This is a genomic window from Maribacter forsetii DSM 18668 (assembly GCF_000744105.1).
Lineage (GTDB): Bacteria > Bacteroidota > Bacteroidia > Flavobacteriales > Flavobacteriaceae > Maribacter > Maribacter forsetii.
On the sequence record NZ_JQLH01000001.1, the window covers coordinates 1,013,353 to 1,038,457 of the forward strand.

At 35.7% G+C, this 25,105-nt stretch carries 38 protein-coding genes; all 38 read left to right on the forward strand.

Going from position 1 to position 25,105, the window contains the following annotated elements:
- The first annotated feature begins 3 nt into the window (after positions 1–3).
- On the forward strand, positions 4–309 hold the full coding sequence (gene rpsJ, locus P177_RS04200) for a 30S ribosomal protein S10 (RefSeq protein ID WP_007094989.1): 306 nt from the start codon (positions 4–6) through the stop codon (positions 307–309).
- 145 nt (positions 310–454) lie between these two features.
- Positions 455–1,072: a 50S ribosomal protein L3 gene (gene rplC, locus P177_RS04205; RefSeq protein ID WP_036152131.1), complete on the forward strand. Its 618-nt coding sequence runs from the start codon at positions 455–457 to the stop codon at positions 1,070–1,072.
- Positions 1,073–1,076: 4 nt separating this feature from the next.
- Positions 1,077–1,709: a 50S ribosomal protein L4 gene (rplD, locus tag P177_RS04210; protein ID WP_036152134.1), complete on the forward strand. Its 633-nt coding sequence runs from the start codon at positions 1,077–1,079 to the stop codon at positions 1,707–1,709.
- Between the two features lie 4 nt (positions 1,710–1,713).
- The gene (gene rplW, locus P177_RS04215; protein ID WP_036152136.1) at positions 1,714–2,004 is read left to right on the forward strand and encodes a 50S ribosomal protein L23; all 291 of its coding nucleotides are present in this window, start codon (positions 1,714–1,716) and stop codon (positions 2,002–2,004) included.
- 9 nt (positions 2,005–2,013) lie between these two features.
- Positions 2,014–2,838: a 50S ribosomal protein L2 gene (gene rplB, locus P177_RS04220; RefSeq protein ID WP_036152138.1), complete on the forward strand. Its 825-nt coding sequence runs from the start codon at positions 2,014–2,016 to the stop codon at positions 2,836–2,838.
- Positions 2,839–2,852: 14 nt separating this feature from the next.
- The gene (gene rpsS, locus P177_RS04225; RefSeq protein ID WP_036152139.1) at positions 2,853–3,131 is read left to right on the forward strand and encodes a 30S ribosomal protein S19; all 279 of its coding nucleotides are present in this window, start codon (positions 2,853–2,855) and stop codon (positions 3,129–3,131) included.
- A gap of 3 nt (positions 3,132–3,134) precedes the next feature.
- A complete protein-coding gene (gene rplV, locus P177_RS04230) occupies positions 3,135–3,542 on the forward strand; it encodes a 50S ribosomal protein L22 (RefSeq protein WP_036152141.1) in 408 nt (135 codons plus the stop codon).
- Position 3,543: 1 nt separating this feature from the next.
- A complete protein-coding gene (rpsC, locus tag P177_RS04235; RefSeq protein WP_036152143.1) occupies positions 3,544–4,260 on the forward strand; it encodes a 30S ribosomal protein S3 in 717 nt (238 codons plus the stop codon).
- A gap of 20 nt (positions 4,261–4,280) precedes the next feature.
- Positions 4,281–4,709, forward strand: a complete 429-nt coding sequence (rplP, locus tag P177_RS04240) for a 50S ribosomal protein L16 (protein ID WP_036152144.1) — start codon at positions 4,281–4,283, stop codon at positions 4,707–4,709.
- Positions 4,710–4,721: 12 nt separating this feature from the next.
- A complete protein-coding gene (gene rpmC, locus P177_RS04245; RefSeq protein WP_036152146.1) occupies positions 4,722–4,913 on the forward strand; it encodes a 50S ribosomal protein L29 in 192 nt (63 codons plus the stop codon).
- A gap of 12 nt (positions 4,914–4,925) precedes the next feature.
- Entirely contained in the window at positions 4,926–5,183 is a 258-nt protein-coding gene (rpsQ, locus tag P177_RS04250) for a 30S ribosomal protein S17 (protein ID WP_027064820.1), read from the forward strand.
- A gap of 3 nt (positions 5,184–5,186) precedes the next feature.
- Positions 5,187–5,555 carry a 50S ribosomal protein L14 gene (gene rplN / locus P177_RS04255; RefSeq protein ID WP_027064819.1) on the forward strand — a complete coding sequence of 123 codons (369 nt, stop codon included), beginning with the start codon at positions 5,187–5,189 and terminating at the stop codon, positions 5,553–5,555.
- A gap of 13 nt (positions 5,556–5,568) precedes the next feature.
- A complete protein-coding gene (gene rplX / locus P177_RS04260) occupies positions 5,569–5,883 on the forward strand; it encodes a 50S ribosomal protein L24 (protein ID WP_036152148.1) in 315 nt (104 codons plus the stop codon).
- A 2-nt stretch (positions 5,884–5,885) separates the two neighbouring features.
- The gene (gene rplE, locus P177_RS04265; RefSeq protein WP_036152150.1) at positions 5,886–6,437 is read left to right on the forward strand and encodes a 50S ribosomal protein L5; all 552 of its coding nucleotides are present in this window, start codon (positions 5,886–5,888) and stop codon (positions 6,435–6,437) included.
- A 1-nt stretch (position 6,438) separates the two neighbouring features.
- On the forward strand, positions 6,439–6,708 hold the full coding sequence (gene rpsN, locus P177_RS04270; protein ID WP_036152152.1) for a 30S ribosomal protein S14: 270 nt from the start codon (positions 6,439–6,441) through the stop codon (positions 6,706–6,708).
- 66 nt (positions 6,709–6,774) lie between these two features.
- Positions 6,775–7,173: a 30S ribosomal protein S8 gene (gene rpsH / locus P177_RS04275; RefSeq protein WP_036152154.1), complete on the forward strand. Its 399-nt coding sequence runs from the start codon at positions 6,775–6,777 to the stop codon at positions 7,171–7,173.
- A 19-nt stretch (positions 7,174–7,192) separates the two neighbouring features.
- A complete protein-coding gene (gene rplF / locus P177_RS04280) occupies positions 7,193–7,735 on the forward strand; it encodes a 50S ribosomal protein L6 (RefSeq protein ID WP_036152156.1) in 543 nt (180 codons plus the stop codon).
- Positions 7,736–7,746: 11 nt separating this feature from the next.
- Entirely contained in the window at positions 7,747–8,103 is a 357-nt protein-coding gene (rplR, locus tag P177_RS04285) for a 50S ribosomal protein L18 (protein WP_036152157.1), read from the forward strand.
- A 9-nt stretch (positions 8,104–8,112) separates the two neighbouring features.
- The gene (gene rpsE / locus P177_RS04290; protein WP_036152159.1) at positions 8,113–8,637 is read left to right on the forward strand and encodes a 30S ribosomal protein S5; all 525 of its coding nucleotides are present in this window, start codon (positions 8,113–8,115) and stop codon (positions 8,635–8,637) included.
- A gap of 10 nt (positions 8,638–8,647) precedes the next feature.
- Positions 8,648–8,827 carry a 50S ribosomal protein L30 gene (gene rpmD / locus P177_RS04295; RefSeq protein WP_036152161.1) on the forward strand — a complete coding sequence of 60 codons (180 nt, stop codon included), beginning with the start codon at positions 8,648–8,650 and terminating at the stop codon, positions 8,825–8,827.
- Positions 8,828–8,839: 12 nt separating this feature from the next.
- Positions 8,840–9,292: a 50S ribosomal protein L15 gene (gene rplO / locus P177_RS04300; RefSeq protein ID WP_036152163.1), complete on the forward strand. Its 453-nt coding sequence runs from the start codon at positions 8,840–8,842 to the stop codon at positions 9,290–9,292.
- A gap of 14 nt (positions 9,293–9,306) precedes the next feature.
- Positions 9,307–10,650: a preprotein translocase subunit SecY gene (secY, locus tag P177_RS04305; protein ID WP_036152165.1), complete on the forward strand. Its 1,344-nt coding sequence runs from the start codon at positions 9,307–9,309 to the stop codon at positions 10,648–10,650.
- Between the two features lie 3 nt (positions 10,651–10,653).
- The gene (gene infA / locus P177_RS04310) at positions 10,654–10,869 is read left to right on the forward strand and encodes a translation initiation factor IF-1 (protein WP_013305172.1); all 216 of its coding nucleotides are present in this window, start codon (positions 10,654–10,656) and stop codon (positions 10,867–10,869) included.
- A gap of 8 nt (positions 10,870–10,877) precedes the next feature.
- Entirely contained in the window at positions 10,878–10,994 is a 117-nt protein-coding gene (gene ykgO / locus P177_RS19620; RefSeq protein WP_013305171.1) for a type B 50S ribosomal protein L36, read from the forward strand.
- 2 nt (positions 10,995–10,996) lie between these two features.
- The gene (gene rpsM, locus P177_RS04315; RefSeq protein WP_036152167.1) at positions 10,997–11,371 is read left to right on the forward strand and encodes a 30S ribosomal protein S13; all 375 of its coding nucleotides are present in this window, start codon (positions 10,997–10,999) and stop codon (positions 11,369–11,371) included.
- A 9-nt stretch (positions 11,372–11,380) separates the two neighbouring features.
- Positions 11,381–11,773, forward strand: a complete 393-nt coding sequence (rpsK, locus tag P177_RS04320) for a 30S ribosomal protein S11 (RefSeq protein WP_036152169.1) — start codon at positions 11,381–11,383, stop codon at positions 11,771–11,773.
- Between the two features lie 89 nt (positions 11,774–11,862).
- Positions 11,863–12,468 carry a 30S ribosomal protein S4 gene (gene rpsD, locus P177_RS04325; RefSeq protein WP_036152171.1) on the forward strand — a complete coding sequence of 202 codons (606 nt, stop codon included), beginning with the start codon at positions 11,863–11,865 and terminating at the stop codon, positions 12,466–12,468.
- Between the two features lie 17 nt (positions 12,469–12,485).
- Positions 12,486–13,478 (forward strand): DNA-directed RNA polymerase subunit alpha, encoded by a 993-nt coding sequence (locus P177_RS04330; protein WP_036152173.1) that lies wholly within the window; start codon positions 12,486–12,488, stop codon positions 13,476–13,478.
- A 59-nt stretch (positions 13,479–13,537) separates the two neighbouring features.
- On the forward strand, positions 13,538–14,071 hold the full coding sequence (gene rplQ / locus P177_RS04335; RefSeq protein ID WP_036152175.1) for a 50S ribosomal protein L17: 534 nt from the start codon (positions 13,538–13,540) through the stop codon (positions 14,069–14,071).
- Between the two features lie 94 nt (positions 14,072–14,165).
- On the forward strand, positions 14,166–15,293 hold the full coding sequence (gene carA, locus P177_RS04340) for a glutamine-hydrolyzing carbamoyl-phosphate synthase small subunit (RefSeq protein ID WP_036152183.1): 1,128 nt from the start codon (positions 14,166–14,168) through the stop codon (positions 15,291–15,293).
- A 100-nt stretch (positions 15,294–15,393) separates the two neighbouring features.
- Positions 15,394–16,686 carry a phosphopyruvate hydratase gene (eno, locus tag P177_RS04345; RefSeq protein ID WP_036157781.1) on the forward strand — a complete coding sequence of 431 codons (1,293 nt, stop codon included), beginning with the start codon at positions 15,394–15,396 and terminating at the stop codon, positions 16,684–16,686.
- Positions 16,687–16,805: 119 nt separating this feature from the next.
- Positions 16,806–18,341 carry a glycogen synthase gene (locus P177_RS04350; protein ID WP_036152185.1) on the forward strand — a complete coding sequence of 512 codons (1,536 nt, stop codon included), beginning with the start codon at positions 16,806–16,808 and terminating at the stop codon, positions 18,339–18,341.
- Between the two features lie 114 nt (positions 18,342–18,455).
- On the forward strand, positions 18,456–19,742 hold the full coding sequence (locus tag P177_RS04355; RefSeq protein WP_036152187.1) for a citrate synthase: 1,287 nt from the start codon (positions 18,456–18,458) through the stop codon (positions 19,740–19,742).
- A gap of 94 nt (positions 19,743–19,836) precedes the next feature.
- Positions 19,837–20,751 (forward strand): dimethylarginine dimethylaminohydrolase family protein, encoded by a 915-nt coding sequence (locus P177_RS04360; protein WP_036152189.1) that lies wholly within the window; start codon positions 19,837–19,839, stop codon positions 20,749–20,751.
- Positions 20,752–20,789: 38 nt separating this feature from the next.
- Positions 20,790–21,719, forward strand: coding sequence for a citrulline utilization hydrolase CtlX (gene ctlX, locus P177_RS04365; RefSeq protein ID WP_036152192.1), 930 nt, complete (start codon positions 20,790–20,792; stop codon positions 21,717–21,719).
- 108 nt (positions 21,720–21,827) lie between these two features.
- The gene (locus P177_RS04370; RefSeq protein WP_051941708.1) at positions 21,828–22,430 is read left to right on the forward strand and encodes a hypothetical protein; all 603 of its coding nucleotides are present in this window, start codon (positions 21,828–21,830) and stop codon (positions 22,428–22,430) included.
- A gap of 9 nt (positions 22,431–22,439) precedes the next feature.
- Positions 22,440–22,931 (forward strand): (2Fe-2S)-binding protein, encoded by a 492-nt coding sequence (locus P177_RS04375; RefSeq protein ID WP_036152193.1) that lies wholly within the window; start codon positions 22,440–22,442, stop codon positions 22,929–22,931.
- A 3-nt stretch (positions 22,932–22,934) separates the two neighbouring features.
- Positions 22,935–25,103, forward strand: coding sequence for a xanthine dehydrogenase family protein molybdopterin-binding subunit (locus tag P177_RS04380; RefSeq protein ID WP_036152195.1), 2,169 nt, complete (start codon positions 22,935–22,937; stop codon positions 25,101–25,103).
- Positions 25,104–25,105: the final 2 nt, after the last annotated feature.

Below are 25,105 nucleotides of genomic sequence, written 5' to 3' on the forward strand. Positions count from 1 at the left end.
GACATGAGTCAGAAAATTAGAATAAAACTAAAATCTTACGATCACAATTTGGTGGATAAGTCTGCTGAGAAGATTGTAAAAACGGTAAAGACTACCGGTGCTGTTGTAACAGGGCCAATTCCTTTACCAACACATAAAAAGATATTTACGGTATTGCGTTCACCGCACGTAAATAAGAAATCTAGAGAGCAGTTCCAATTAAGTTCTTATAAGAGATTATTGGATATCTATAGCTCTTCATCTAAAACTATTGATGCACTTATGAAGTTAGAGCTTCCAAGTGGTGTAGAAGTAGAGATTAAGGTGTAATTGACAATCTAATCCTTAATATGGGTTAGATAACATGTCCTAAGCTGCGTGCGAGGGAAAAACGGAAAAAATAATTTAGGGTTAAATTATTTTGACCCTATTTTTTTGAATAGAATTTAATAAGTAATAATTAATATAAATAAGTATGTCTGGGTTAATAGGAAAGAAAGTAGGCATGACCAGTATTTTTGACGAGAATGGAAAAAACATTCCATGTACCGTTATACAGGCTGGACCATGTGTAGTTACCCAAGTCAGAACCGAAGAGGTCGACGGGTATAGTGCCCTTCAACTTGGTTTCGATGACAAGGCAGAAAGTCGTGCTATTAAGGCTGAATTAGGCCATTTTAAAAAAGCAGGTGCTTCTCCTAAGAAAAAAGTCGTTGAGTTCCGAGATTTTGAAGGTGAATTTAAATTAGGTGACACTGTTGGTGTTGATGTTTTTGCTGAAGGACAATTCGTAGATGTTATTGGTACATCTAAGGGTAAAGGTTTTCAGGGTGTTGTAAAACGTCACGGATTCGGTGGAGTTGGTCAAGCAACTCATGGTCAGCATAACAGACTTAGAGCTCCTGGTTCTATTGGTGCTGCATCATATCCTGCAAGAGTATTTAAAGGTATGAAAATGGCCGGTAGAATGGGTACTGATCGTGTAACGGTTCAGAACCTTAGAGTTTTAAAAGTAGTTCCAGAAAAGAATCTTTTAGTAGTAAAAGGTTGTGTTCCGGGCCATAAGAATGCTTATGTAACCATACAAAGGTAGAGTAATGAAAATAGCAGTTTTAGATATTAAAGGAAAAGACACAGGTAGAAAGGCAAACCTTTCTGATGATGTTTTCGCTATAGAGCCTAATGATCATGCAGTTTACCTAGATGTAAAGCAGTATTTGGCTCACCAGAGACAAGGTACGCACAAAGCAAAGGAAAGAGCTGAGATTGCTGGTAGTACTAGAAAAATTAAGAAACAAAAAGGTACAGGTACTGCGAGAGCAGGTAGTATTAAATCTCCAGTCTTTAGAGGTGGTGGTAGAATATTTGGCCCTAGACCTAGAGATTATAGTCAAAAGTTAAATAAAAACTTAAAGCGTTTGGCAAGAAAATCTGCATTGACTTTAAAGTCTAAAGAGAATGCAATTTTAGTAGTTGAAGACTTTGATTTTGACACTCCAAAAACTAAAGATTTTGTTCAGGTTTTAAAGACTTTAGGTCTTGAGAATAAAAAGTCTTTAATAGTGTTGGGTGATTCAAATAAAGGTGTATATTTGTCTTCGCGTAATTTTAAAGGCTCAGAAGTTATAACTAACTCAGAATTAAGTACTTACAAAATTCTTCATGCTAATAGTGTGGTGTTGTTAGAAAGCTCTTTAGAAGGAATTGAATCGAATTTAAATAAACAATAATATCATGAGTGTGTTGATAAAACCAATTATAACGGAAAAGATGACTGCTGATAGCGAGTTGAATAACCGTTATGGATTCGTAGTTGACCCTAAGGCTAACAAGTTGCAGATTAAAGATGCGGTTGAAGCTACTTATGGTGTTTCTGTGAAGAAGGTCCGTACAATGAATTACGGTCCTTCAAGAAAATCCAGATATACAAAAACTGGTGTACAGCATGGAAAAACAAATGCTATTAAAAAAGCGATTGTTGATGTTGTAGAAGGTGATATTATCGATTTTTACAGTAATCTATAAAGACAAGAAATGTCAGTTAGAAAATTAAAACCAATCACTCCAGGACAGCGTTTTAGAGTAGTAAATGGATTTGACGCCATTACTGCTGATAAGCCGGAGAAAAGCTTGCTTGCTCCGTTAAAAAAGTCGGGAGGTAGAAACAGTCAAGGAAAGATGACCATACGCCAAAAAGGTGGAGGTCATAAAAGAAGGTATCGTGTAATAGATTTTAAGAGAGACAAACAAGATGTGTCTGCTACTGTTAAGACTATTGAGTACGATCCAAATAGAACTGCATTTATTGCTCTTTTGGAATATGCAGATGGTGAGAAGCGTTATGTAATCGCTCAGAATGGTTTACAAGTTGATCAGCAGGTTTCTGCTGGTGCTACAGTAGCTCCTGAGATTGGTAATGCTTTGCCGTTAAGCGAAATTCCATTAGGTACTATAATTTCATGTATTGAGTTAAGACCTGGTCAAGGAGCTGTTATGGCTCGTAGTGCTGGTACATTTGCTCAACTTATGGCGAAGGACGGTAAATTTGTTACTGTTAAGATGCCATCTGGTGAAACTAGATTAATTCTTTCTGGTTGTATGGCAACTATTGGTGCTATATCTAACTCGGATCATCAATTATTGGTATCAGGTAAAGCTGGTAGAAGTAGATGGTTGGGTAGAAGACCTAGAACTAGACCGGTAGCTATGAACCCTGTCGATCACCCAATGGGTGGTGGTGAAGGTAGAGCTTCAGGTGGTCATCCAAGATCGAGAAACGGAATACCTGCTAAAGGATTCAGAACTCGTTCTAAGACCAAGAGCACCAACAAGTATATAATAGAACGTAGAAAGAAATAAAAAAGTAGAAAGAAATGGCACGTTCACTAAAAAAAGGACCTTACGTTCACTATAGTTTGGAGAAAAAAATCCAACAAAGTGTATCATCCGGTAAAAAATCGGTTATCAAAACTTGGTCTAGAGCATCTATGATTACTCCTGATTTTGTTGGGATGACAATAGCGGTTCATAACGGAAAACAATTTGTACCTGTTTTTGTAACAGAAAACATGGTAGGACATAAACTTGGGGAATTTTCACCAACTAGATCTTTTAGAGGTCATGCGGGTGCGAAAAACAAAGGAAAAAAGTAAGCTATGGGAGTTCGTAAAAAACAGATGGCCGAAAGAATAAAGGCCGAGAAGAAGATGGTAGCTTTCGCTAAGTTGAATAACTGTCCTACTTCACCTAGAAAAATGCGTTTAGTTGCAGATTTAATTCGCGGTGTAAAGGTAGAGCAAGCATTAGCTATATTAAGGTTTAATCCTAAAGAAGCTTCTAGAAAGTTAGAGAAATTATTACTTTCAGCTTTGGCTAATTGGCAAGCAAAAAATGAAGAGGCAAATTTAGAAGATGCTGATTTAATTGTTGCTGAGATTAGAGTAGATAGTGGTGCAATGTTGAAAAGATTGCGTCCTGCTCCACAAGGTAGAGCACATAGAATTAGAAAACGTTCAAACCATGTTACATTGGTTTTGGGTTCAAAAAACATAACAGAAAACTAGGATGGGACAGAAAACAAATCCAATAGGAAATCGTCTAGGAATCATAAGAGGTTGGGAGTCTAACTGGTATGGTGGAAACGATTACGGAGATAAATTGGCTGAGGATGATAAAATACGTAAGTATATTCATGCCAGACTTTCTAAAGCTAGTGTTTCAAGAGTTATAATTGAACGTACTCTTAAATTAATCACGGTTACTGTTACAACTGCTAGACCTGGTATCATTATCGGTAAAGGTGGTCAGGAAGTTGATAAATTAAAAGAGGAGTTGAAAAAGATCACCAATAAGGAGGTTCAAATCAACATTTTTGAAATAAAAAGACCTGAGCTTGATGCTAATTTAGTAGCTGCAAGTGTTGCTCGTCAAATAGAAAGTAGAATTTCTTTTAGAAGAGCAATAAAAATGGCAATCGCTGCAGCAATGCGTATGAATGCCGAAGGAATAAAGATTCAAATCTCTGGTAGATTGAATGGTGCTGAAATGGCACGTTCTGAATCTTATAAAGATGGTAGAATTCCATTATCTACTTTTAGAGCTGATATTGATTATGCTTTGCAGGAAGCTCAAACTACATATGGTAAACTTGGTATTAAAGTTTGGATTATGAAAGGTGAGGTTTATGGTAAAAGAGAATTATCTCCATTAGTAGGGATGAAAAAAGATTCTTCCAAAGGAGGTAAGCAAGAAGGTGGAAGAAAACAACGTCGTAGAAAGTAATTTTTTAAAGAACTAAAGTAATGTTACAACCGAAAAGAACAAAGTTCCGTAAGATGCAGAAAGGCCGTATGAAAGGTCTTGCTGGAAGAGGACACCAACTTTCAAATGGTATGTTCGGTATAAAGAATGTTGATGATGCTGCATTTTTGACTTCACGCCAAATAGAAGCTGCTCGTATTGCTGCTACTAGATTTATGAAGAGAGAAGGTCAATTGTGGATTAAAATATTTCCAGACAAGCCGATTACCAAAAAGCCATTAGAAGTACGTATGGGTAAAGGTAAAGGTGCACCAGAATATTTTGTAGCCGTGGTTAAACCAGGTAGAATTATGTTCGAAGTGGCCGGAGTTCCTATGGAAGTAGCAAAAGAAGCTTTAAGATTAGCGGCTCAGAAACTTCCTGTAAAAACAAAATTCATTGTAGCTCGTGATTACGAGGCTGGAAATTAAACGTAAGTAATAATGAAAAAACAAGAGATTAAAGAAATGTCTGTGGAAGGACTTACGGAGAAATTGGCCGAGTACAAGAAGCAGCATGCAGATTTGAAAATGGCACATTTTGTAACTCCGTTAGAAAATCCGCTTCAGATTAGAAAAGTAAGGAGAACGGTAGCAAGATTAGCTACTGAATTAACTAATAGGGAGAACCAATAACTGGTGGGCTTTATGGAGAAAAGAAATTTAAGAAAAGAAAGAGTAGGAGTTGTTACTAGTAATAAAATGGAGAAGTCTATTGTTATTGCTGAAGTAAAGAGAGTAAAACATCCTATGTACGGTAAATTCGTTTTGAAGACAAAGAAATATGTTGCACATGACGAAAAGAACGATTGTAACATTGGTGATACTGTAAAGATCATGGAAACAAGACCTATGAGTAAGACCAAATGTTGGAGATTAGTAGAAATCTTAGAAAGAGCTAAATAAGTTATGTTACAGCAAGAATCTAGACTAAAAGTAGCGGATAACACAGGGGCAAAGGAAGTTTTAACTATCCGTGTTCTTGGTGGTACTAAAAGAAGGTATGCTTCAATAGGTGACAAAATTGTTGTTACTGTTAAGGAAGCAACTCCAAACGGAGGTATCAAGAAAGGTGCGGTTTCAACTGCTGTTGTAGTTCGTACAAAGAAAGAGGTTAGAAGACCTGATGGGTCTTATATCAGATTTGATGATAACGCTTGTGTGTTATTGAATCCTGCCGGAGAAATGAGAGGAACTCGTGTTTTTGGACCTGTAGCAAGAGAGCTTAGGGATAAGCAGTTCATGAAGATTGTATCATTGGCCCCAGAGGTATTATAATATAACGGACAAGATGAAAAAGTTAAAAATCAAAACAGGAGATACGGTAAGAATTACTGCTGGTGACCATAAAGGTACCGAAGGTAAAGTTATGCGTGTAAATCTTGAGAAAAATAAAGCCATCGTTGAAGGTGCCAATATGGTATCTAAACATGAGAAGCCTAGTGCTAAAAACCCTCAAGGTGGTATTGTAAAAAAAGAAGCTTTAATCCATATTTCTAATTTAGCGTTGATCGACAGTAAAACTGGCGATGTAACAAGAGTAGGTTACGAGATTAAGGATGGTAAAAAAGTTAGGGTTTCCAAAAAATCCAATGAAGTAATTTAGTTATGGCATACGTTGCAAGATTAAAGAAAGAGTATAAGGAGCGAATAGTAGCTGCCCTTACCGAAGAGTTTGGTTACAGTAATGTAATGCAGGTTCCTAAGTTAGAGAAGATAGTAATGAGTAGAGGTGTAGGAGCTGCTGTTGCTGATAAGAAACTTATTGACCATGCAATAGATGAGATGACTATGATAACGGGTCAAAAAGCCGTTGCTACTATGTCTAAGAAAGATGTTGCTGCCTTTAAATTAAGAAAAGGTATGCCAATTGGTGCAAAAGTTACCTTAAGAGGTGAGCGTATGTACGAATTTTTAGACCGTTTGGTTACTTCTGCGTTACCACGTGTAAGAGATTTTCAAGGTATTAAAGCTACTGGTTTTGATGGTCGTGGAAATTACAACCTTGGTGTAACGGAGCAAATTATATTTCCTGAAGTTAATATTGATAAAATCAATAGAATTAACGGTATGGATATTACATTTGTAACTTCTGCGGATACAGACAAAGAAGCGAAATCATTATTAACAGAATTAGGTTTACCTTTTAAAAAGAATTAGTATGGCTAAGGAATCAATGAAAGCCCGTGAGAGAAAAAGGGAAAAAACTGTAGCAGTTTATGCTGAGAAACGTAAAGCTTTAAAAGAAGCTGGTGATTACGAAGCGCTACAAAGATTACCTAAAAATGCATCTCCGGTACGTTTACATAACAGATGTAAGTTAACTGGAAGACCTAAAGGTTACATGAGAACTTTTGGTATTTCAAGGGTAAAATTCAGAGAGATGGCTAACGCTGGTTTAATACCAGGTGTTAAGAAAGCTAGCTGGTAGGTAAAGAATTATTAATGGATTCAGGTTTGGCTTAAGTGCTGAAAACCGTTTCCGAATTATATACATATGGTAACAGATACTATTGCAGATTACCTAACGAGAGTTAGAAACGCGAGTAGAGCGGGACATAGGGTTGTTGAAATCCCTGCGTCGAATCTAAAGAAAGAAATTACTAAAATATTATTCGACCAAGGATATATTTTGAGTTACAAGTTCGAAGAGAGCAAAGTTCAAGGATCTATAAAAATAGCTTTGAAGTATGATAAGCTTACAAAAGAACCTGTTATCAAGAAAATACAGCGTATAAGTAAGCCTGGTCTTAGAAAATATGCAGGTAACGAAGATTTACCTCGTGTATTGAATGGTTTGGGTATTGCAATCGTTTCTACATCTCATGGTGTAATGACTAGCAAGCAGGCTAAGGCAGAGAAAGTTGGTGGTGAAGTTTTATGCTACGTTTATTAATTGATAAAAGATTTAGAAAATGTCTAGAATAGGTAATAATCCAGTCGCAATTCCTGAAGGGGTTACAGTTGAAATCAACGACAATATCATTTCTGTTAAAGGAAAGTTAGGTGAGTTGACTCAAGAGTTCTCAGGAGTATCGGTTAAAGTAGAAGACGGACAGGCTTTCGTTACAAGGCCATCTGATTCTAAGGACCATAAAGCAAAGCACGGTTTATATAGATCACTTATCACCAATATGGTAGAAGGTGTATCTAAAGGATGGACCAAAGAATTAGAATTAGTAGGTGTAGGATATAGAGCAAGTAATCAAGGTCAAAAACTTGATTTGGCTTTAGGTTTTTCTCATAATATTGTTTTTGATCTTGCCCCAGAGGTAAAGGTTGAGACTATATCTGAAAAAGGTAAAAACCCTATTGTAAAGCTTACTTCTCATGACAAGCAATTAGTTGGTCATATAGCAGCAAAGATTAGATCTTTCCGTAGTCCGGAGCCGTACAAAGGGAAAGGAATTAAGTTTGTAGGTGAAATATTAAGAAGAAAAGCTGGTAAATCAGCTTAATAAAGGATATTATGGGATTATCAAAAACACAAAGAAAATTAAGAATCCGACGTAGAATACGTAAGGTTTCTTCTGGAACTGCAGCTAAACCAAGATTATCTGTATTTAGAAGTAACAGCGAAATTTACGCTCAAGTTATAGACGACGTTAAAGGAGTCACTTTAGTATCCGCTTCTTCAAGAGATAAGGATATTGCAAAAGTAAAAGGAAATAAAACCGAGATTGCTGCTTTGGTTGGTAAAACAATCGCTGAGAAATCTGTTAAAGCTGGCTTAGATAAAGTTGCTTTTGATAGAGGAGGTAATTTGTATCATGGAAGAGTAAAATCTTTAGCTGATGGTGCAAGAGAAGCAGGACTAAAATTCTAATATACTAGTATGTTCCAAAAATATAAAAACGTAGAGACTGTTAAACCAGGTGGTTTAGATTTAAAAGATAAATTAGTTGGTATTCAACGTGTAACTAAGGTAACAAAAGGTGGTAGAGCATTTGGTTTTTCTGCAATTGTTGTTGTAGGTGATGAGAATGGTGTTGTAGGTCACGGTTTAGGTAAATCAAAAGAGGTTGCTACTGCAATTGCAAAGGCAATTGAAGATGGCAAGAAGAATTTAATTCGTATTCCTTTAAATAAAGGAACTTTACCTCACGAGCAAAAAGGTAAATTTGGTGGTGCAAGAGTTTATATTCAGCCTGCATCTCATGGTACCGGAGTTATTGCTGGTGGTGCTGTAAGATCAGTATTAGAATCTGTAGGTGTACATGATGTATTATCTAAGTCTCAGGGTTCATCCAATCCACATAACGTTGTAAAGGCTACATTTGATGCCTTATTACAACTTAGAGATGCAAAAACCATTGCTACACAAAGAGGTGTTTCTTTAGAAAAAGTGTTTAAAGGTTAAGAGGAAAATTATGGCAAAGATTAAAGTTACACAGTTAAAAAGTGGAATTAAGAAACCTCAAAATCAAAAAAGGACTTTAGAGGCTCTTGGTTTAAAAAGAATTGGTCAGGTTGTAGAACATGATGATACACCTAACATTCTTGGTATGATAAATAAAGTTAAACATTTAGTTTCCACTGAGGAAGCTTAAATTTAGAATAAAATGGGTTTACATAATTTACAGCCTGCAGAAGGTTCAGTGAATAGAGACGGAAAACGCCTTGGAAGAGGTCAGGGTTCTGGAAAAGGAGGAACAGCTGCAAGAGGTCATAAAGGAGCAAAATCAAGATCTGGTTATTCTAAGAAAATTGGTTTTGAAGGTGGTCAAATGCCTTTGCAACGTCGTGTGCCTAAGTTCGGTTTTACGAATATCAATCGTAAGAGCTACCAAGGTATCAATTTAGAAAAGTTGCAAGAGCTTGTTGATAACAAAGTCATAACCAATGAAGTTTCTTTAGATCTTTTGATTGAGAATGGTTTAGTTGGTAAGAACGATTTAGTGAAAATTTTAGGAAATGGTGAATTAAAAGCATCTCTTAAAATTTCAGTACATAAATTTACAGCATCTGCCAAAGCAGCTATTGAAGCGGCAGGTGGTGAAGCAATAAGTTTGTAAGCATAAACGAGAGCATGAAGAATTTTATTGATACAATATCCAATATTTGGAAGATAGAAGAGCTAAGAAATAGAATTCTTATAACATTAGGTCTTTTATTGGTTTACCGTTTTGGTTGTCAAATAGTACTTCCAGGTATAGATTCAACACAATTAGGTGGTTTAACGGATAGTACTGATCAAGGTATTTTTGGTCTTTTAAATGCATTTACAGGAGGAGCGTTTGCTAATGCTTCTGTTTTTGCATTAGGTATCATGCCTTACATATCTGCATCTATTGTAGTTCAATTAATGGGTATTGCAATTCCTTATCTTCAGAAATTACAAAAAGAAGGAGAAAGCGGTCGTAAGACTATTAATCAAATTACTAGGTGGTTAACCATCGGTATTTGTATTGTTCAAGCTCCTGCATACCTGTATGGTCTTGAGGCTTTCGGTGTAAGGGATAGTGCTTTCTTATTAGGGAAAGGATTAGATTTTATGGTTCCAGCTGTTATTATATTGGTAACAGGTACTGTTTTTGCAATGTGGTTGGGTGAGAAAATTACTGATAAAGGTATTGGTAATGGTATCTCACTTTTGATTATGATAGGTATAATCGCTACAATGCCTCAGTCGTTTGTTCAAGAATTTATATCAAGAACTACTAATAATAATGGTGGATTAATGTTCATATTAATTGAAGTTATTGTTTGGTTCTTAGTGATTTTGGCTTGTATTCTGTTAGTAATGGCTACAAGACAAATTCCTGTGCAGTATGCAAGAAGAACCGCTTCTGGTGGTTATGAGAAAAACATCATGGGTTCTAGACAGTATATTCCATTAAAGTTAAATGCTTCAGGAGTAATGCCAATAATCTTTGCTCAGGCAATAATGTTTGTACCGGGTATGATAGGTGGGGCTTTTGATGATACTTCATTTGGACAATGGATGCAAGTACAGTTTAGCGATATCTTTGGTTGGGCTTATAATTTGCTTTTCGCAATATTGATTATAATCTTCACATATTTTTATACTGCAATTACGGTTCCTACCAATAAGATGGCAGATGACCTTAAAAGGAGTGGTGGTTTTATCCCTGGAATTCGTCCAGGAAAAGAAACTGGAGATTATTTAGATAAGATTATGTCATTAATAACGTTACCTGGATCTATTTTCTTAGCTTTGCTGGCTATTTTACCGGCGATAGTGGTAAAGTTGATGGATGTACAAGCTGGATGGGCGTTATTTTACGGTGGTACTTCACTTTTAATTATGGTGGGTGTTGCTATAGATACGGTACAACAAGTTAATTCGTATTTGTTGAATAGACATTATGACGGCTTAATGAAAACTGGTAAAAATAGAAAAGTAGCATAATTTATGGCTAAGCAGGCAGCAATAGAACAAGATGGATCTATCATTGAAGCATTATCAAATGCAATGTTTCGTGTAGAATTGGAGAATGGACATGTGGTAACAGCGCATATATCAGGTAAGATGCGTATGCACTATATTAAACTATTACCTGGAGATAAGGTTAAATTGGAGATGAGTCCTTATGACCTTACTAAAGCAAGAATTACATATAGATACTAAGATACAAGATGAAAGTAAGAGCATCAGTTAAGAAGAGAAGTGCCGACTGCAAGATTGTTCGCAGAAAAGGCAGGTTGTACGTAATCAACAAAAAGAATCCTAGATTTAAACAAAGACAAGGGTAATTATGGCAAGAATCGCAGGTATAGATATACCAAAACAAAAGAGAGGTGTTATCGCCTTAACCTATATTTTCGGAATTGGAAGAAGTAGGTCACAAGAAATATTGAGTAAAGCCCAAGTTAGCGAGGATACTAAGGTTTCTGATTGGAATGATGATGAAATAGGTCGTATCAGGGAAGCTGTTTCTGAATTTACCATTGAAGGTGAGTTACGTTCAGAAACTCAGTTGAACATTAAGCGTTTAATGGATATTGGCTGTTATAGAGGAATTCGTCACAGGTCAGGTTTGCCTTTAAGAGGTCAACGTACCAAAAACAACTCTAGAACTAGAAAAGGAAAGCGTAAAACAGTTGCTAACAAGAAGAAAGCAACTAAATAATAATTAGGTATGGCAAAGGCAAATACTAAAGTTACCAAGAAACGTAAAGTTATAGTTGATTCTGTTGGTGAAGCGCACATAAGTGCATCTTTTAACAACATCATTATCTCTTTGACAAATAAAAAGGGAGATGTTATTTCTTGGTCATCTGCCGGTAAATTAGGTTTTAGAGGGTCTAAGAAAAACACACCTTATGCTGCACAAGTTGCTGCAGAGGATTGTTCTAAAGTTGCTCATGAAGCAGGTTTAAGAAAAGTTAAGGTATATGTAAAAGGTCCAGGTAATGGTAGAGAATCTGCAATCAGGTCTTTACATAATGCTGGTATCGAAGTAACTGAGATTATCGATGTTACTCCAATGCCTCACAACGGATGTAGACCTCCTAAGAGAAGAAGAGTTTAATTAATTACTATTATATTTCACCGAAAGTGTAGTTACGATTATCGAAGGATAAGCCTTAATTCATAATCTCACTTTCAAATTAAAAGAAAATGGCAAGATATACAGGACCAAAATCAAAAATCGCTCGTAAATTCGGCGAAGCAATTTTCGGAGATGATAAATCTTTCGAAAAAAAGAATTACCCTCCAGGAGAACACGGAAACAACAGAAGAAGAGGAAAGAAGTCTGAGTACTCTGTTCAGTTGATGGAGAAGCAAAAAGCTAAATATACTTACGGTATTTTAGAAAAGCAATTTAGAAACTTATTCCAAACTGCAAAGAGAAAAGAAGGTGTTGCTGGTGAGATTTTACTTCAATTATGTGAGTCTCGTTTAGATAACGTAGTTTTTAGAATGGGTATTTCTCCAACTAGAAGTGGTGCAAGACAATTAGTTTCTCATAGACATATTACAGTTAATGGAGAGTTGGTTAATATACCTTCTTACTCATTAAAAGCAGGAGATGTTGTTGGTGTTAGAGAAAAATCTAAATCATTACAAAGTATACAAGATTCATTAGCTGCTAGTAGTGCAGTATATGAGTGGATTTCTTGGAACAGTGAGAAGAAGGAAGGTACTTATGTTAGTATTCCAGAAAGATTACAGATTCCAGAAAATATCAAAGAACAATTAATCGTGGAGTTATACTCTAAATAAACAATACCGATCCAATTATGGCATTATTTAATTTTCAGAAACCCGATAAAGTAATAATGATCGATTCCTCTGATTTCGAAGGGAAGTTCGAATTTCGCCCTTTGGAACCTGGTTATGGATTAACTGTTGGGAATGCATTAAGACGAGTATTGCTTTCTTCTTTAGAGGGTCATGCAATTACTTCGGTTAGGATTGATAAGGTAGAGCATGAGTTTTCTACCATACCTGGCGTTGTTGAAGATGTAACAGAGATTATATTAAACTTGAAACAAGTTCGTTTCAAGAAGCAAATAGAAGATTCTGAAGCCGAAGTTGTTTCAATTTCTGTAAGTGGTAAGAATCAATTAACTGCTGGTGATTTTCAAAAGTTTATTTCTGGATATCAAGTTTTAAATCCGGATTTAGTTCTTTGTAATATGGATGCTAAAGTTAGTATCAATATGGAGATAACTATTGAAAAAGGTAGAGGTTATGTTCCTGCAGAGGAAAATAAGAAATCTGGTGCACCATTAGGTACAATAGCTGTTGATTCTATTTTTACGCCAATTAAGAATGTAAAATATAGTATTGAAAACTTTCGTGTAGAGCAAAAAACCGATTATGAAAAGTTGGTTTTTGAAATATCTTCAGATGGATCAATTCATCCAAAAGATGCTTTAACTGAAGCAGCAAAAGTTCTTATACATCACTTCATGTTATTCTCTGATGAGCGTATTACATTAGAAGCTGATGAAATTGCTCAGACTGAGACTTATGATGAAGAGTCTTTACACATGAGACAATTGTTGAAAACTAAATTAGTTGATATGGACCTTTCTGTTCGTGCTCTAAACTGTTTAAAAGCTGCTGAAGTTGATACTTTAGGAGATTTAGTTTCCTTCAATAAGAATGATTTAATGAAGTTTAGAAACTTCGGTAAGAAATCTTTAACTGAACTTGAAGAACTTGTGATTAACAAGGGATTAAGTTTTGGTATGGATTTATCAAAATACAAATTAGATAAAGATTAAATAATCATATTTTGCTCCTCGTTCTGTCGAGTTTGGTAGCAAGATGATAAAATTAAAACATGAGACACGGTAAAAAAATTAACCACTTAGGTAGAAAGACTGCTCATAGAAAAGCAATGTTAGCAAACATGGCTTGTTCTTTGATCGAGCACAAAAGAATCAACACTACAGTTGCTAAAGCTAAAGCTTTAAAGCAGTTTATTGAGCCTTTGATTACAAAATCAAAAGCGGAAAATAATGTTAGTGCTGAGAAAGGTACTCATAATAGACGTATCGTTTTTAAGAATCTACGTGATAAGTATGCTGTAACAGAATTGTTCAGTGTAGTATCTGAAAAGGTTGCAGATAGACCAGGTGGTTATACTAGAATTATCAAATTAGGTAATCGTTTAGGTGATAACGCTGATATGGCAATGATAGAATTAGTTGATTTCAACGAATTGTATAATGCTGGTAAGCCTAAGAAGAAATCTACTAGAAGAAGTAGAAGATCAGGTGGTAGTGATGCGGCTGCAGTTTCTGCAGAGAAAGAAACTAAAGTTGAAGAAGCTCAAACAGAAACAGAAGCTAAGACAGATGATTCTAAGGAATAAAATTGTCGATAAATATTAATAATGAAAAAGGATAAGCTTTCTAGCTTATCCTTTTTTTATGTTTTTTTGTGAACGAATAAATTATAAGACTAAAATGAAATATCAGGCAAAGAGAAAAGCTATTATATTACTTGCAGATGGTACTATCTTTTATGGAAAATCTGTTGGCGATAAAGAAGGTACTGCCTTTGGAGAAGTGTGCTTCAATACGGGAATGACAGGTTATCAGGAGATTTTTACTGATCCTTCTTATTTTGGGCAAATTATGGTAACTACTAATGCACATATTGGTAATTATGGTGTAAATAAAGATGAAGTTGAATCTGAGTCTATTAAGATATCTGGATTAGTTTGTAGAAATTTTAGCTATGAATATTCTAGACCATTGGCAGATGATAGTTTGCAAGGTTTTTTGGATAAAAATGAATTATTTGCAATCTCTGATGTAGATACACGCGCCTTAGTTAGTTATATCAGAGATAATGGAGCAATGAATGCTGTTATCTCTACGGACATAGATAACATAGAAGACTTAAAAAAACAGTTAAGTGAAGTGCCAAGTATGGAAGGACTAGAGTTAGCTTCTAAAGTTTCTACGAAAGAACCCTATTTTGTTGGTGATGAAAATGCTACTTTCAAAATTGCAGCACTTGATATAGGTATTAAAAAGAATATTTTAAGAAATCTTGTTAAGCGTGGAGCTTATGTAAAGGTGTTTCCTTTTAACAGTAGTTTTGAAGAAATGTCCTCTTGGAATCCTGATGCATTTTTTATCTCTAATGGTCCTGGTGATCCAGAGCCTTTGGTTGATGCCATATCTGCAGTGAAGAAAATGATACAAACAGAAAAGCCTCTTTTCGGTATTTGTTTAGGTCATCAAGTTTTAGCTTTGGCAAACGGAGTTTCAACTTATAAAATGCATAATGGACATAGGGGTATTAATCATCCAATACTAAATTTGATTACAGGTAAAGGAGAGATTACTTCTCAAAACCACGGCTTTGCAATTAATAGGGAAGAAACAGAGGCTAATGAGAATTTAGAAATTACACATACACATCTTAATGATAAGACGGTTGCTGGTATTCGTATGAAAGATAAGGATGTATTCTCTGTGCAATATCACCCAGAAGCAAGTCCGGGTCCCCATGATGCTGATTACCTTTTTGATGATTTTTTCAAATTAATTGAGAAAAGTTCAAAACATAACGAAATAGTTTAAATTAACATTAATTAATTGGGAAATGTTGGGTTTAAACAAACCCAGTGATTTCCCTGTTTTGTATCTTTACTTCTTACAAACAACAAATAAAAAGATTAAAATGAGTATTATATTAAATGTTCACGCAAGGCAGATTTTAGATTCTAGAGGTAATCCAACTGTTGAAGTAGATGTAGTTACGGAAAATGGTGTAATGGGTAGAGCTGCGGTTCCTTCTGGAGCTTCTACTGGTGAGCATGAAGCTGTTGAATTACGTGATGGTGGTAAATCTTTCATGGGTAAAGGTGTAAGTAAAGCTGTTGATAACGTAAACAGTATTATAGCAGAAGAAATTTTAGGAATGAGTGTGTTTGATCAAAATCTTTTAGATCAAACTATGATAGATTTAGATGGTACACCAAATAAATCTAAATTAGGAGCTAACGCAATTTTAGGTGTTTCATTAGCTGCTGCGAAAGCTGCTGCAAATGAATTAGGTCTTTCTCTTTTTAGATATATTGGTGGTGTTAGCGCTAATACGTTACCTGTACCAATGATGAACATTATAAATGGTGGTTCTCACTCAGATGCGCCAATCGCGTTTCAAGAGTTCATGGTAATGCCGGTTAAAGCAAAAAGCTTTACACATGCAATGCAAATGGGGACAGAGATTTTTCACAACCTAAAGAAGGTATTACACGATCGTGGTCTTAGTACTGCAGTAGGTGATGAGGGTGGTTTTGCGCCAAACCTTGCAGGTGGTACTGAAGATGCTTTGGATACTATAGCAAAAGCAGTGAAAAATGCAGGGTACAACTTAGGTGACGATGTAATGATTGCTTTAGATTGTGCTGCAGCAGAATTCTTTGTTGATGGAAAATATGACTACACTAAATTTGAAGGAGAATCGGGTGTAATTAGAACATCTGAAGAGCAAGCCCAATACTTAGCGGATTTAAGTGCTAAATATCCTATAATCTCTATTGAAGATGGTATGGATGAAAATGATTGGGATGGTTGGAAATCTTTGACCGATAAAATTGGCGATAAGGTTCAGTTAGTAGGTGATGATTTATTCGTTACTAATGTTGAACGTCTATCTACAGGTATTGAAAAAGGTATTGCTAATTCAATATTGATTAAAGTAAACCAAATTGGAACTTTAACGGAAACTATTGCTGCTGTAAATATGGCTAAAAACGCTGGTTATACTTCAGTAATGTCTCACCGTTCTGGAGAAACAGAAGATAATACAATTGCTGATTTAGCTGTTGCATTGAATACAGGTCAAATAAAAACTGGTTCAGCTTCAAGATCGGATCGTATGGCTAAGTACAACCAATTACTTCGTATAGAAGAAGAATTAGGAAGTACAGCTTACTACCCACAAGAAAAGGCTTTCAAATTAGATTAATTTCTAATTGAAATATATAATTAAGCCTTTCTTTCGAGAAAGGCTTTTTTTTTTGGCGTACTTCAAAACTTTAACTACCTTTTGAGAATAAATCAATAATAACCCCTCTTTGTTAGCGTATGAATAATTTTCTTTTTGTTTCCGCAGAGAATGATGCCATTCCTGATTGTAAAGCTGGTGGAATGGGTGACGTTGTAAGAGACGTCCCTAGAGAAATATCCAAGCGGGAAGATAAAGTTCACGTAGTTGTACCCTCATACTCTAGATTACATAAAAACGGAATTTTTAAGACAAAACTTGAGTTTAGTCTTAGGGGTATGCCATATACGGCAGAATTGTATGAGGTTATTCCAAAGAGAGTAGATAAGAACATTACACATTATGTTATACATCATCCTGAAATTGTAGAAGGCGGTATAGCTCATATTTATCACGACGATCCAACAGAACCATTTTTTAATGATTTTATAAAGTTTGTCATATTTTGCACAGCTACTGCAGAAGCAATTAAAATAGGAGCTTTTGGTGATTTGGATATTGTACACATGCATGATTGGCATTCTGCTGCACTTTTGTTTATAAAAACATATCATCCAAATTATCAAGATTTAAAAAAGATGAGATATGTGTATACCATACATAATTTGGCAATACAGGGTATTCGTCCTTTTTATAATAATTATGCTTCCGTGAATAATTGGTTTCCAGAAGTACAGTTAGATCATACTGCATTAATGGATTCTAGATATCAAGATTGTATCAATCTAATGGCGGTAGGTATACGCCTAGCTGATGCGGTACATACGGTTTCACCATCTTACAAAGAAGATGTGCTATTGCCAAGTAGAAGACCAGAATTTATTGGAGGTGAAAGTTTGGAGAACGATTTATTGAAAGCAGATAATGAAGGTCGTCTTTTTGGTATTCTAAATGCTAGTAATTATGGTAATATAAGAGTAGCGGAAAAAGGATTTTTATATAGAAATACGGTTAAAGCTATATTTAGATGGCTTCAAGAAAATTCAAAGAAATATAAAGCTGATTTTCTAGCTCATACAGGTGAGAAGATTATGCAGTTCGTAGGTAATAGACCTAAATTTATAGTTTCTAGCGTAGCTAGATTAACAGAACAGAAATTCTATTTTTTAAAACGATCTCCTGAAGCTTTTGAAAAAATGCTTGCCAGGTTAAATGAGATAGATGGTATATTTATTCTATTGGGGACCGGTGATCCAGATTATGAAGAATTCTTTCGTCATATGAGCTACCATCATAAAAATTTTGTGTTTACTAACGGGCAATCTGAAGATTTGATAGATTCTATGTATTTAGAAACAGATTTGTATTTCATGCCTAGTCTATTTGAGCCTTGTGGTATAAGTCAAATGTTGGCTATGAGAAATGGTAACCCTTGTTTGGTGCATCATACTGGCGGATTAAAAGATACCGTGGACCATTTAAAAACAGGATTTGCTTTTGGTGGTGAAACTTATGATGAGCAAATAGAAAATATGGTTAAGGTTTTTGATGAGGCATTGACCCTGTGGGAAGAAGATAAAGACGCTTGGAAGAAGATTAAAGCGAATGCAAAAAAAGCTCGTTTTACTTGGGAAAAATCTTTAGATGCATATTACGAGTCGCTATATCTGTTGTAATGAAAGCTATTCATAGTACTTATTGTTAATTTTACCCAAAACAGATTTTTGAAATTGGTAGACCAATCCTGTTTTGTTAACTTTACGAGAAGTATTTAAAACGTAAAAATAAAAATGTCAGACAAAGCTATTTTAGAATATAATGGTGAAAAATACGAGTTTCCTGTAATTAAGGGAACCGAAGATGAACTTGCAATCGATATCAAATCATTGCGTTCTGCAACCAAAGGAATTATAACTATTGATCCAGGTTTTAAAAATACAGGATCTTGTGAAAGTGCAATTACTTTTTTGGATGGCGAAAAAGGTATTTTACGTTACAGAGGTTACTCAATTGAAGAATTAGCAGAGAAAGCGGATTTCTTAGAAGTAGCTTATGCATTGATTTTTGGAGACTTGCCAAATGAAGAAGAGTTGGCTAAGTTTCATAAGGATATAAAAGATGAGTCTCATGTAGATGAAGAGATGAAAAAGATATTGGATGGTTTTCCAAAATCTGCTCATCCAATGGGTGTTTTGTCATCATTGACAAGTGCATTAATTGCATTTAACCCTTCTACTGTAGATGTAAGTTCTGATGATGATATGTACCATGCTATTGTACGTATTCTTGCAAAATTCCCTGTTCTTGTAGCTTGGACTTTACGTAAAAAGAAAGGTCTTCCGTTAGATTACGGTGATGATAGTTTAGGTTATGTAGAGAACATTCATAAAATGATGTTCAAACGTCCTAATCAAGATTATAAAAAGAACAAAGTTGTAATAGAGGCATTGGATAAGTTGTTGATATTACATGCGGATCACGAGCAAAACTGTTCTACGAGTACCGTACGTATAGTAGGTTCTTCTCATGCTGGTTTGTTTGCATCCTTATCTGCAGGTATTTCTGCACTTTGGGGACCATTACATGGTGGTGCCAATCAGGCGGTATTGGAAATGCTTGAGGCTATAGAAGCTGATGGTGGTGATACCAAAAAATATATGGCTAAAGCCAAAGATAAATCAGACCCTTTTAGATTAATGGGCTTTGGGCACAGAGTTTATAAAAACTTTGACCCACGTGCTAAGATTATAAAAGTTGCGGCTGATGAAGTTTTGGCAGATTTAGGTATAGATGATCCTATCTTGGATATTGCAAAAGGTTTGGAGAAAGAAGCATTAGAAGATCAGTACTTTGTAGATAGAAAATTATACCCTAATGTAGATTTTTACTCAGGTATTATTTATAGAGCTTTAGGAATTCCAACAGAAATGTTTACAGTAATGTTCGCCTTAGGTAGATTACCAGGGTGGATTGCACAGTGGAGAGAAATGAGATTGAATGGTGAACCAATTGGTAGACCTAGACAGGTTTATGTTGGTGAAAATTTAAGATCTTTTGTCGAACTGGACAAGAGGTAGATTGCTACCGTTAATAAAAAAACAAAAAGCTCTTTTAATTGTAAAGGAGCTTTTTTTTTGTGCCAAATTTTAATTCAGATTTAAATAAATACATATGCTACAGTTAAATGTTAATGATGAAATTTCCACTTTAAAGGCAGTTGTTCTAGGTATAGCCAAAAGTTCTGGACCAACTCCTACTATAGAAGAAGCTTACGATCCAAAATCAAAAGAACATATTAAAGCTGGTACCTACCCAACTGAATCTGATATGATTGCGGAAATGGAAGCATTTAGAGAAGTGTTCGAGAAATATGATGTTAAGGTTTTTAGACCTGAAATTCTTGAAGATTGTAATCAGATTTTTACTAGAGATATCGCATTTGTTATTGAAGATAAATTAATCAAAGCCAATATATTACCTGACCGTGAGCAAGAGGTTGAAGCAATTTTACATGTGCTTGACAAGATTGATGATGACAACATTTTAACTCCGCCTGAAAATGTTCATGTTGAAGGTGGTGATGTCATGCCTTGGAACGATTATATTTTTGTAGGTACCTATACGGCGTCTGATTATGCTACATACATAACTGCTAGAACAAATAAAGCTGCCGTTGAATATTTGACCAAACAATTTCCACATAAAACAATTAAGTCTTTTGAATTGCGCAAGTCTAACACCATTGCTCAAGAAAACGCATTGCATTTAGATTGCTGTTTTCAACCTTTAGGGAAAGGAAAAGCTATTATTCATAAAAATGGATTTTTAGTAGAAGAGGAATACCAATGGTTGGTAGATTTTTTTGGAAAGGAAAATGTTTTTGAAATTGATGCTAGAGAAATGTATCATATGTACAGTAACGTATTTTCTATTTCACCAGAAGTGGTTGTTTCTGAAAAAAGCTTTACACGTTTAAATAATTGGTTACGGGAACAAGGTTTTACAGTAGAGGAAATTCCGTATGCTGAAATATCAAAGCAAGAAGGGTTATTGCGTTGTAGTACATTACCCTTGATCAGAGCATAATTTATAAATCAACAAACAACAATTTAATAAGTACCCCTATGCAAATAACAAATACAATACTGATGATTCGCCCGGTGTCGTTCAGAATGAATGAGCAGACCGCTGTCAATAACTACTTTATGGAAGATATTGATATGAAGAATCAAGAAATAAATCAGAAAGCTCAAGAGGAGTTCGATGCATTTGTTTCCGTATTAAAAAATAAGGGAGTAAATGTTATCGTTGTGCAGGATACCAAAGAACCTGATACTCCAGATAGCGTTTTTCCAAATAATTGGATTTCTTTTCATGCCAACGGTACAGTAGGTGTTTATCCTATGTTTGCAGAGAATAGAAGAAATGAACGTAGAGATGATATTTTCGAGATTTTAGAACATAACGGTTTTAAAATCAATGATGTCGTCGATTATACTTCTGCTGAAGAAGAAGAATTGTTTTTAGAGGGTACCGGTAGTATATTAATAGATAGAGTAAACAATAAGGCATATTGTGCATTATCTGAACGTGCAGACGAAGAGTTGTTTATTGAGTTTTGTGAAGATTTTGATTTCTTTCCGGTCATATTTACGGCTAATCAATCTGTTGATGGTAAGCGATTGCCTATTTATCATACGAATGTAATGATGGCTCTGGCTGAAAATTTCGTCGTTATCTGTACAGATTCTATTGATGATAAGAAAGAAAGAAAAAATGTATTGGAGCATCTTAAAAAAGATGGAAAGGAAGTCATAGTTATTACCGAGCAACAGATGCATCAATTTGCGGGTAATATGCTACAGGTTTTGGGTAGTGATGATAAGCGATATATGGTCATGAGTTCTGCGGCTTACCATAGTTTAACACCAAAACAAGTTGCTCAAATTGAAAATCACTGTGCTATTTTACATAGCTCTCTTCATACTATTGAAACATGTGGTGGCGGTAGTGCTCGCTGTATGATGGCAGAAGTTTTTCTTCCAAAGAACTAAATAAAATATTTACCCTGTTAAAATTATATATTATAATGGGGTAACTTTTTTGTGAAGTATTCGCTATCTTCAAAGAGGTTAGATGTTTTTTACATTTTAATAATCACTATGAAAATAAAGCCAATTTATATTTTTCTAGCATTAACTGTTGTGGGTTTGTTGTTTGCATTGGCAAATACTCCTAAAATTTCAGCTTATGAAATGATAGAAGAGCAATCTCAAAGTTCTAATAATGATTATAATATGATGATGGATGTACTTACCCATCAGCGTTGTATGAATTGTCATCCTAGTGATAACATCCCAAAGCAAGGTGATGATAGTCATCCGCATTATTTTGGTATGGCAAGGGGAAAAGATGACCATGGCTTTGAGGCTACTAATTGTAATACCTGTCATCAATCTGAAAATAATTTAAATTCTGGAGTTCCCGGTGCACCACATTGGGCATTAGCGCCAGCTTCAATGGCGTGGGAAGGATTAACAAGAAAAGAAATCGCAGAACGTTTATTGGATAAAAACACCAATGGAAACAGAAGTCATGAGGAACTTGTTAAACATATGACCGAAGATGATTTAGTGCTTTGGGCATGGGAGCCAGGTGTTCATGCAAATGGAGAACAAAGAACTTTGCCTCCGGTTTCTAAAGAAGATTTTAAAAAAGCTGTTGAAAACTGGTTTGCTAACGGGGCGGTAATACCTTCTAAATAATAAAATTTTATGAAAATTTCCTTAACTGTTAACGGTGAATTAAAAACTGTTGATATAGCAGATGAAAATACGCCTTTACTTTGGGTAGTTAGAGATACGCTAGACTTAAAAGGCACGAAATTTGGCTGTGGAAAAGCGGCTTGTGGAGCCTGTACCTTACATGTAGATGGTGAAGCGGTGCGCTCATGTTCCTATCCTGTAAAATTTGCAGAAGGTAAAGAAGTTACTACTATTGAAGGGTTGGGAGACAGAGAAAACCCTCATCCTGTTCAACAAGCTTGGATTGAAGAAATTGTGCCGCAATGTGGCTATTGCCAACCAGGTTTTATGATGGCAACGGCTGCCCTTTTAAATAAGGTGCCTAAGCCTACAGATGAAGATATAGATAAGAATATTATAAATGTTTGTCGTTGCGGTACCTATTATCGCATGAGAAAGGCAATACATAAAGCAGCTAATTTGCAGTTTGAAAAAGAAAATAAGGAATCTAAAGAATTGTAATCCATGGCTGATAAAGAAAAAGGTTCAAAGAAAGTATCTAGACGTAGGTTTCTAGTAAAAGGTGGATTAGGTACTATTGGTGTGGTTGCAGTTGGTGCATACATTTTTAGAAATCCCATCCGTAGAGAGTTGTTAGGATTTGCAAACTCTCTTGAAGCGCCATATACCGATAATACGGATAAACCTATGGTGTGGTTTGAAGTGACCAATAACAATGAGATACTATTGCATTCTCCTAAAATGGAAATGGGGCAAGGAACATTTACGGGAATAGCCCAAATGGCCGCTGATGAACTTTCTGTTTCTATGAGCCAGATAAAAGTTGTTCATGCTGCTTCATCTACCGGTAATGTGGATAGTTTTGCTACAGGCGGTAGTACTTCAATTTCTGGACTATGGAAACCCTTAAGGGAACTTGCTGCAATGCTTAGAGTTATGCTTATTAAAGAGGCTGCCCGTAAAATGAATGTTGGTATTGATGAACTTAATGTTGAGGACGGTGTCATATCCGGTAACGGAAAAACACTTACTTATGCGCAGGCTGCTGAAGGAGTTGAAAATTGGGAAGTGCCAGATGTTCCTTCGTTAAAAAACGCTAAAGACTATAAATATATTGGTAAACCTATTGCTAGGGTAGATTTGGATGCGAAAGTATACGGAGATCCAATTTTTGGTATGGATGCAGATATGCCAAATATGCTTTATGGCGCTGTGGTTAGACCGTCTAAAATTGGGTCAACTTTTGTAAGTGCAGATACTTCTGCAGCAGAGAATATGCCTGGGGTGGTGAAGATAATTGTTGAAGATGATTTTGTAGGAGTAGTCGCAAATTCTATGATAGAGGCCGAGCACGCCAAAGATGCCATTAATGTAACTTGGGAAAGTTATGAGAATTTAGATACTGCTGCCATTACTAAAATGATGACGGTAGGTAACGGTAACTCTACTACGATACAGAAAAACGGTGATGCTTTTGACGAAGATGATGAATTTGAAACTCTAGAATTTAGAAGCCCTATTGGAGCACATGCCCAAATTGAACCTAATGGAGTTGTTGCTTTTGTTGAAAGTGACAGTGCTACCATTAAAATTTCAACGCAAGTTGTAAGCATTACTAGAAAAGAGGTTGCAAAACGCTTAGACTTAGATACCGATAAGGTAAATATCGTACCTACTTATTTAGGTGGCGGATTTGGTAGAAGGTTACATACACCACATGCAGTGCAAGCCGCGGTAATGTCTAAAGCTGTGGGTAAACCGGTAAAATACTTTTTTAGTAGAAAGGAAGAATTTCAGCATGACATGTTTCGCCCGCCAACACATCATATTATCAAAGGTAAATTGAATAGTGAAGGATATTTAGATACGCTTGAACACGAATTTGTGAGCGGCGATGTGGCTACGGATTCTGCCTTGATACCTAATGCACTTACTAACTTTTTAGGTGCAGATGTTGGTGCTATTCGTGGTGGATTCATTCAGTATACAGCTATTCCTAATTTTAAAACGGTGTATTGGCATGTAGTGTTACCATTTGCAACCAGTTGGTGGCGTAGTTTGGGCTTGTTAGCTAATACGTTTGCTATGGAAAGTTTTATAGATGAAATGGCGTTAAAGGCCAATAAGAATGCGGTAGACTTTAGACTGCATCAAATAGGTGAAGAGCCAATAGATATACGTTTAAAAAATGTTATTAAGGCTGCAGCCGAAAAAGCAAATTATAAAGAAGAAGTTGTTAATGGTCGTGCAATGGGGTTCGCCGCTTCCATAGATGCAAATACACCTTGTGCTCAAGTAGCTGAGGTTTCTATTGTTGAAAATGAAATTAAAGTGCATAAGGTAACCGTGGCTATGGATCCTGGTTTAGCAGTAAATCCTGATCAGATACGTGCCCAATGTGAAGGTTGTGTAATCATGGGAATGAGTGCTGTGCTTTACGAGCAAATGTTTGTGGAGGATGGGGAATTAACTCCTACGATCTATGGACCATACCAAATGGCTTTGATGAAGAATGCACCTAAAGAAATTGATGTGGTATTGCTGCAAGGTAAAGATACTCCCGGTGCTGTAGGGGAGCCTCCATTAGGACCTATTGGTGCCGCCATTGCTAATGCTGTTAGAAGATTAACGGGCGAACGCTTGACCCAGTTGCCACTTAAACTTTCTACCTAAAC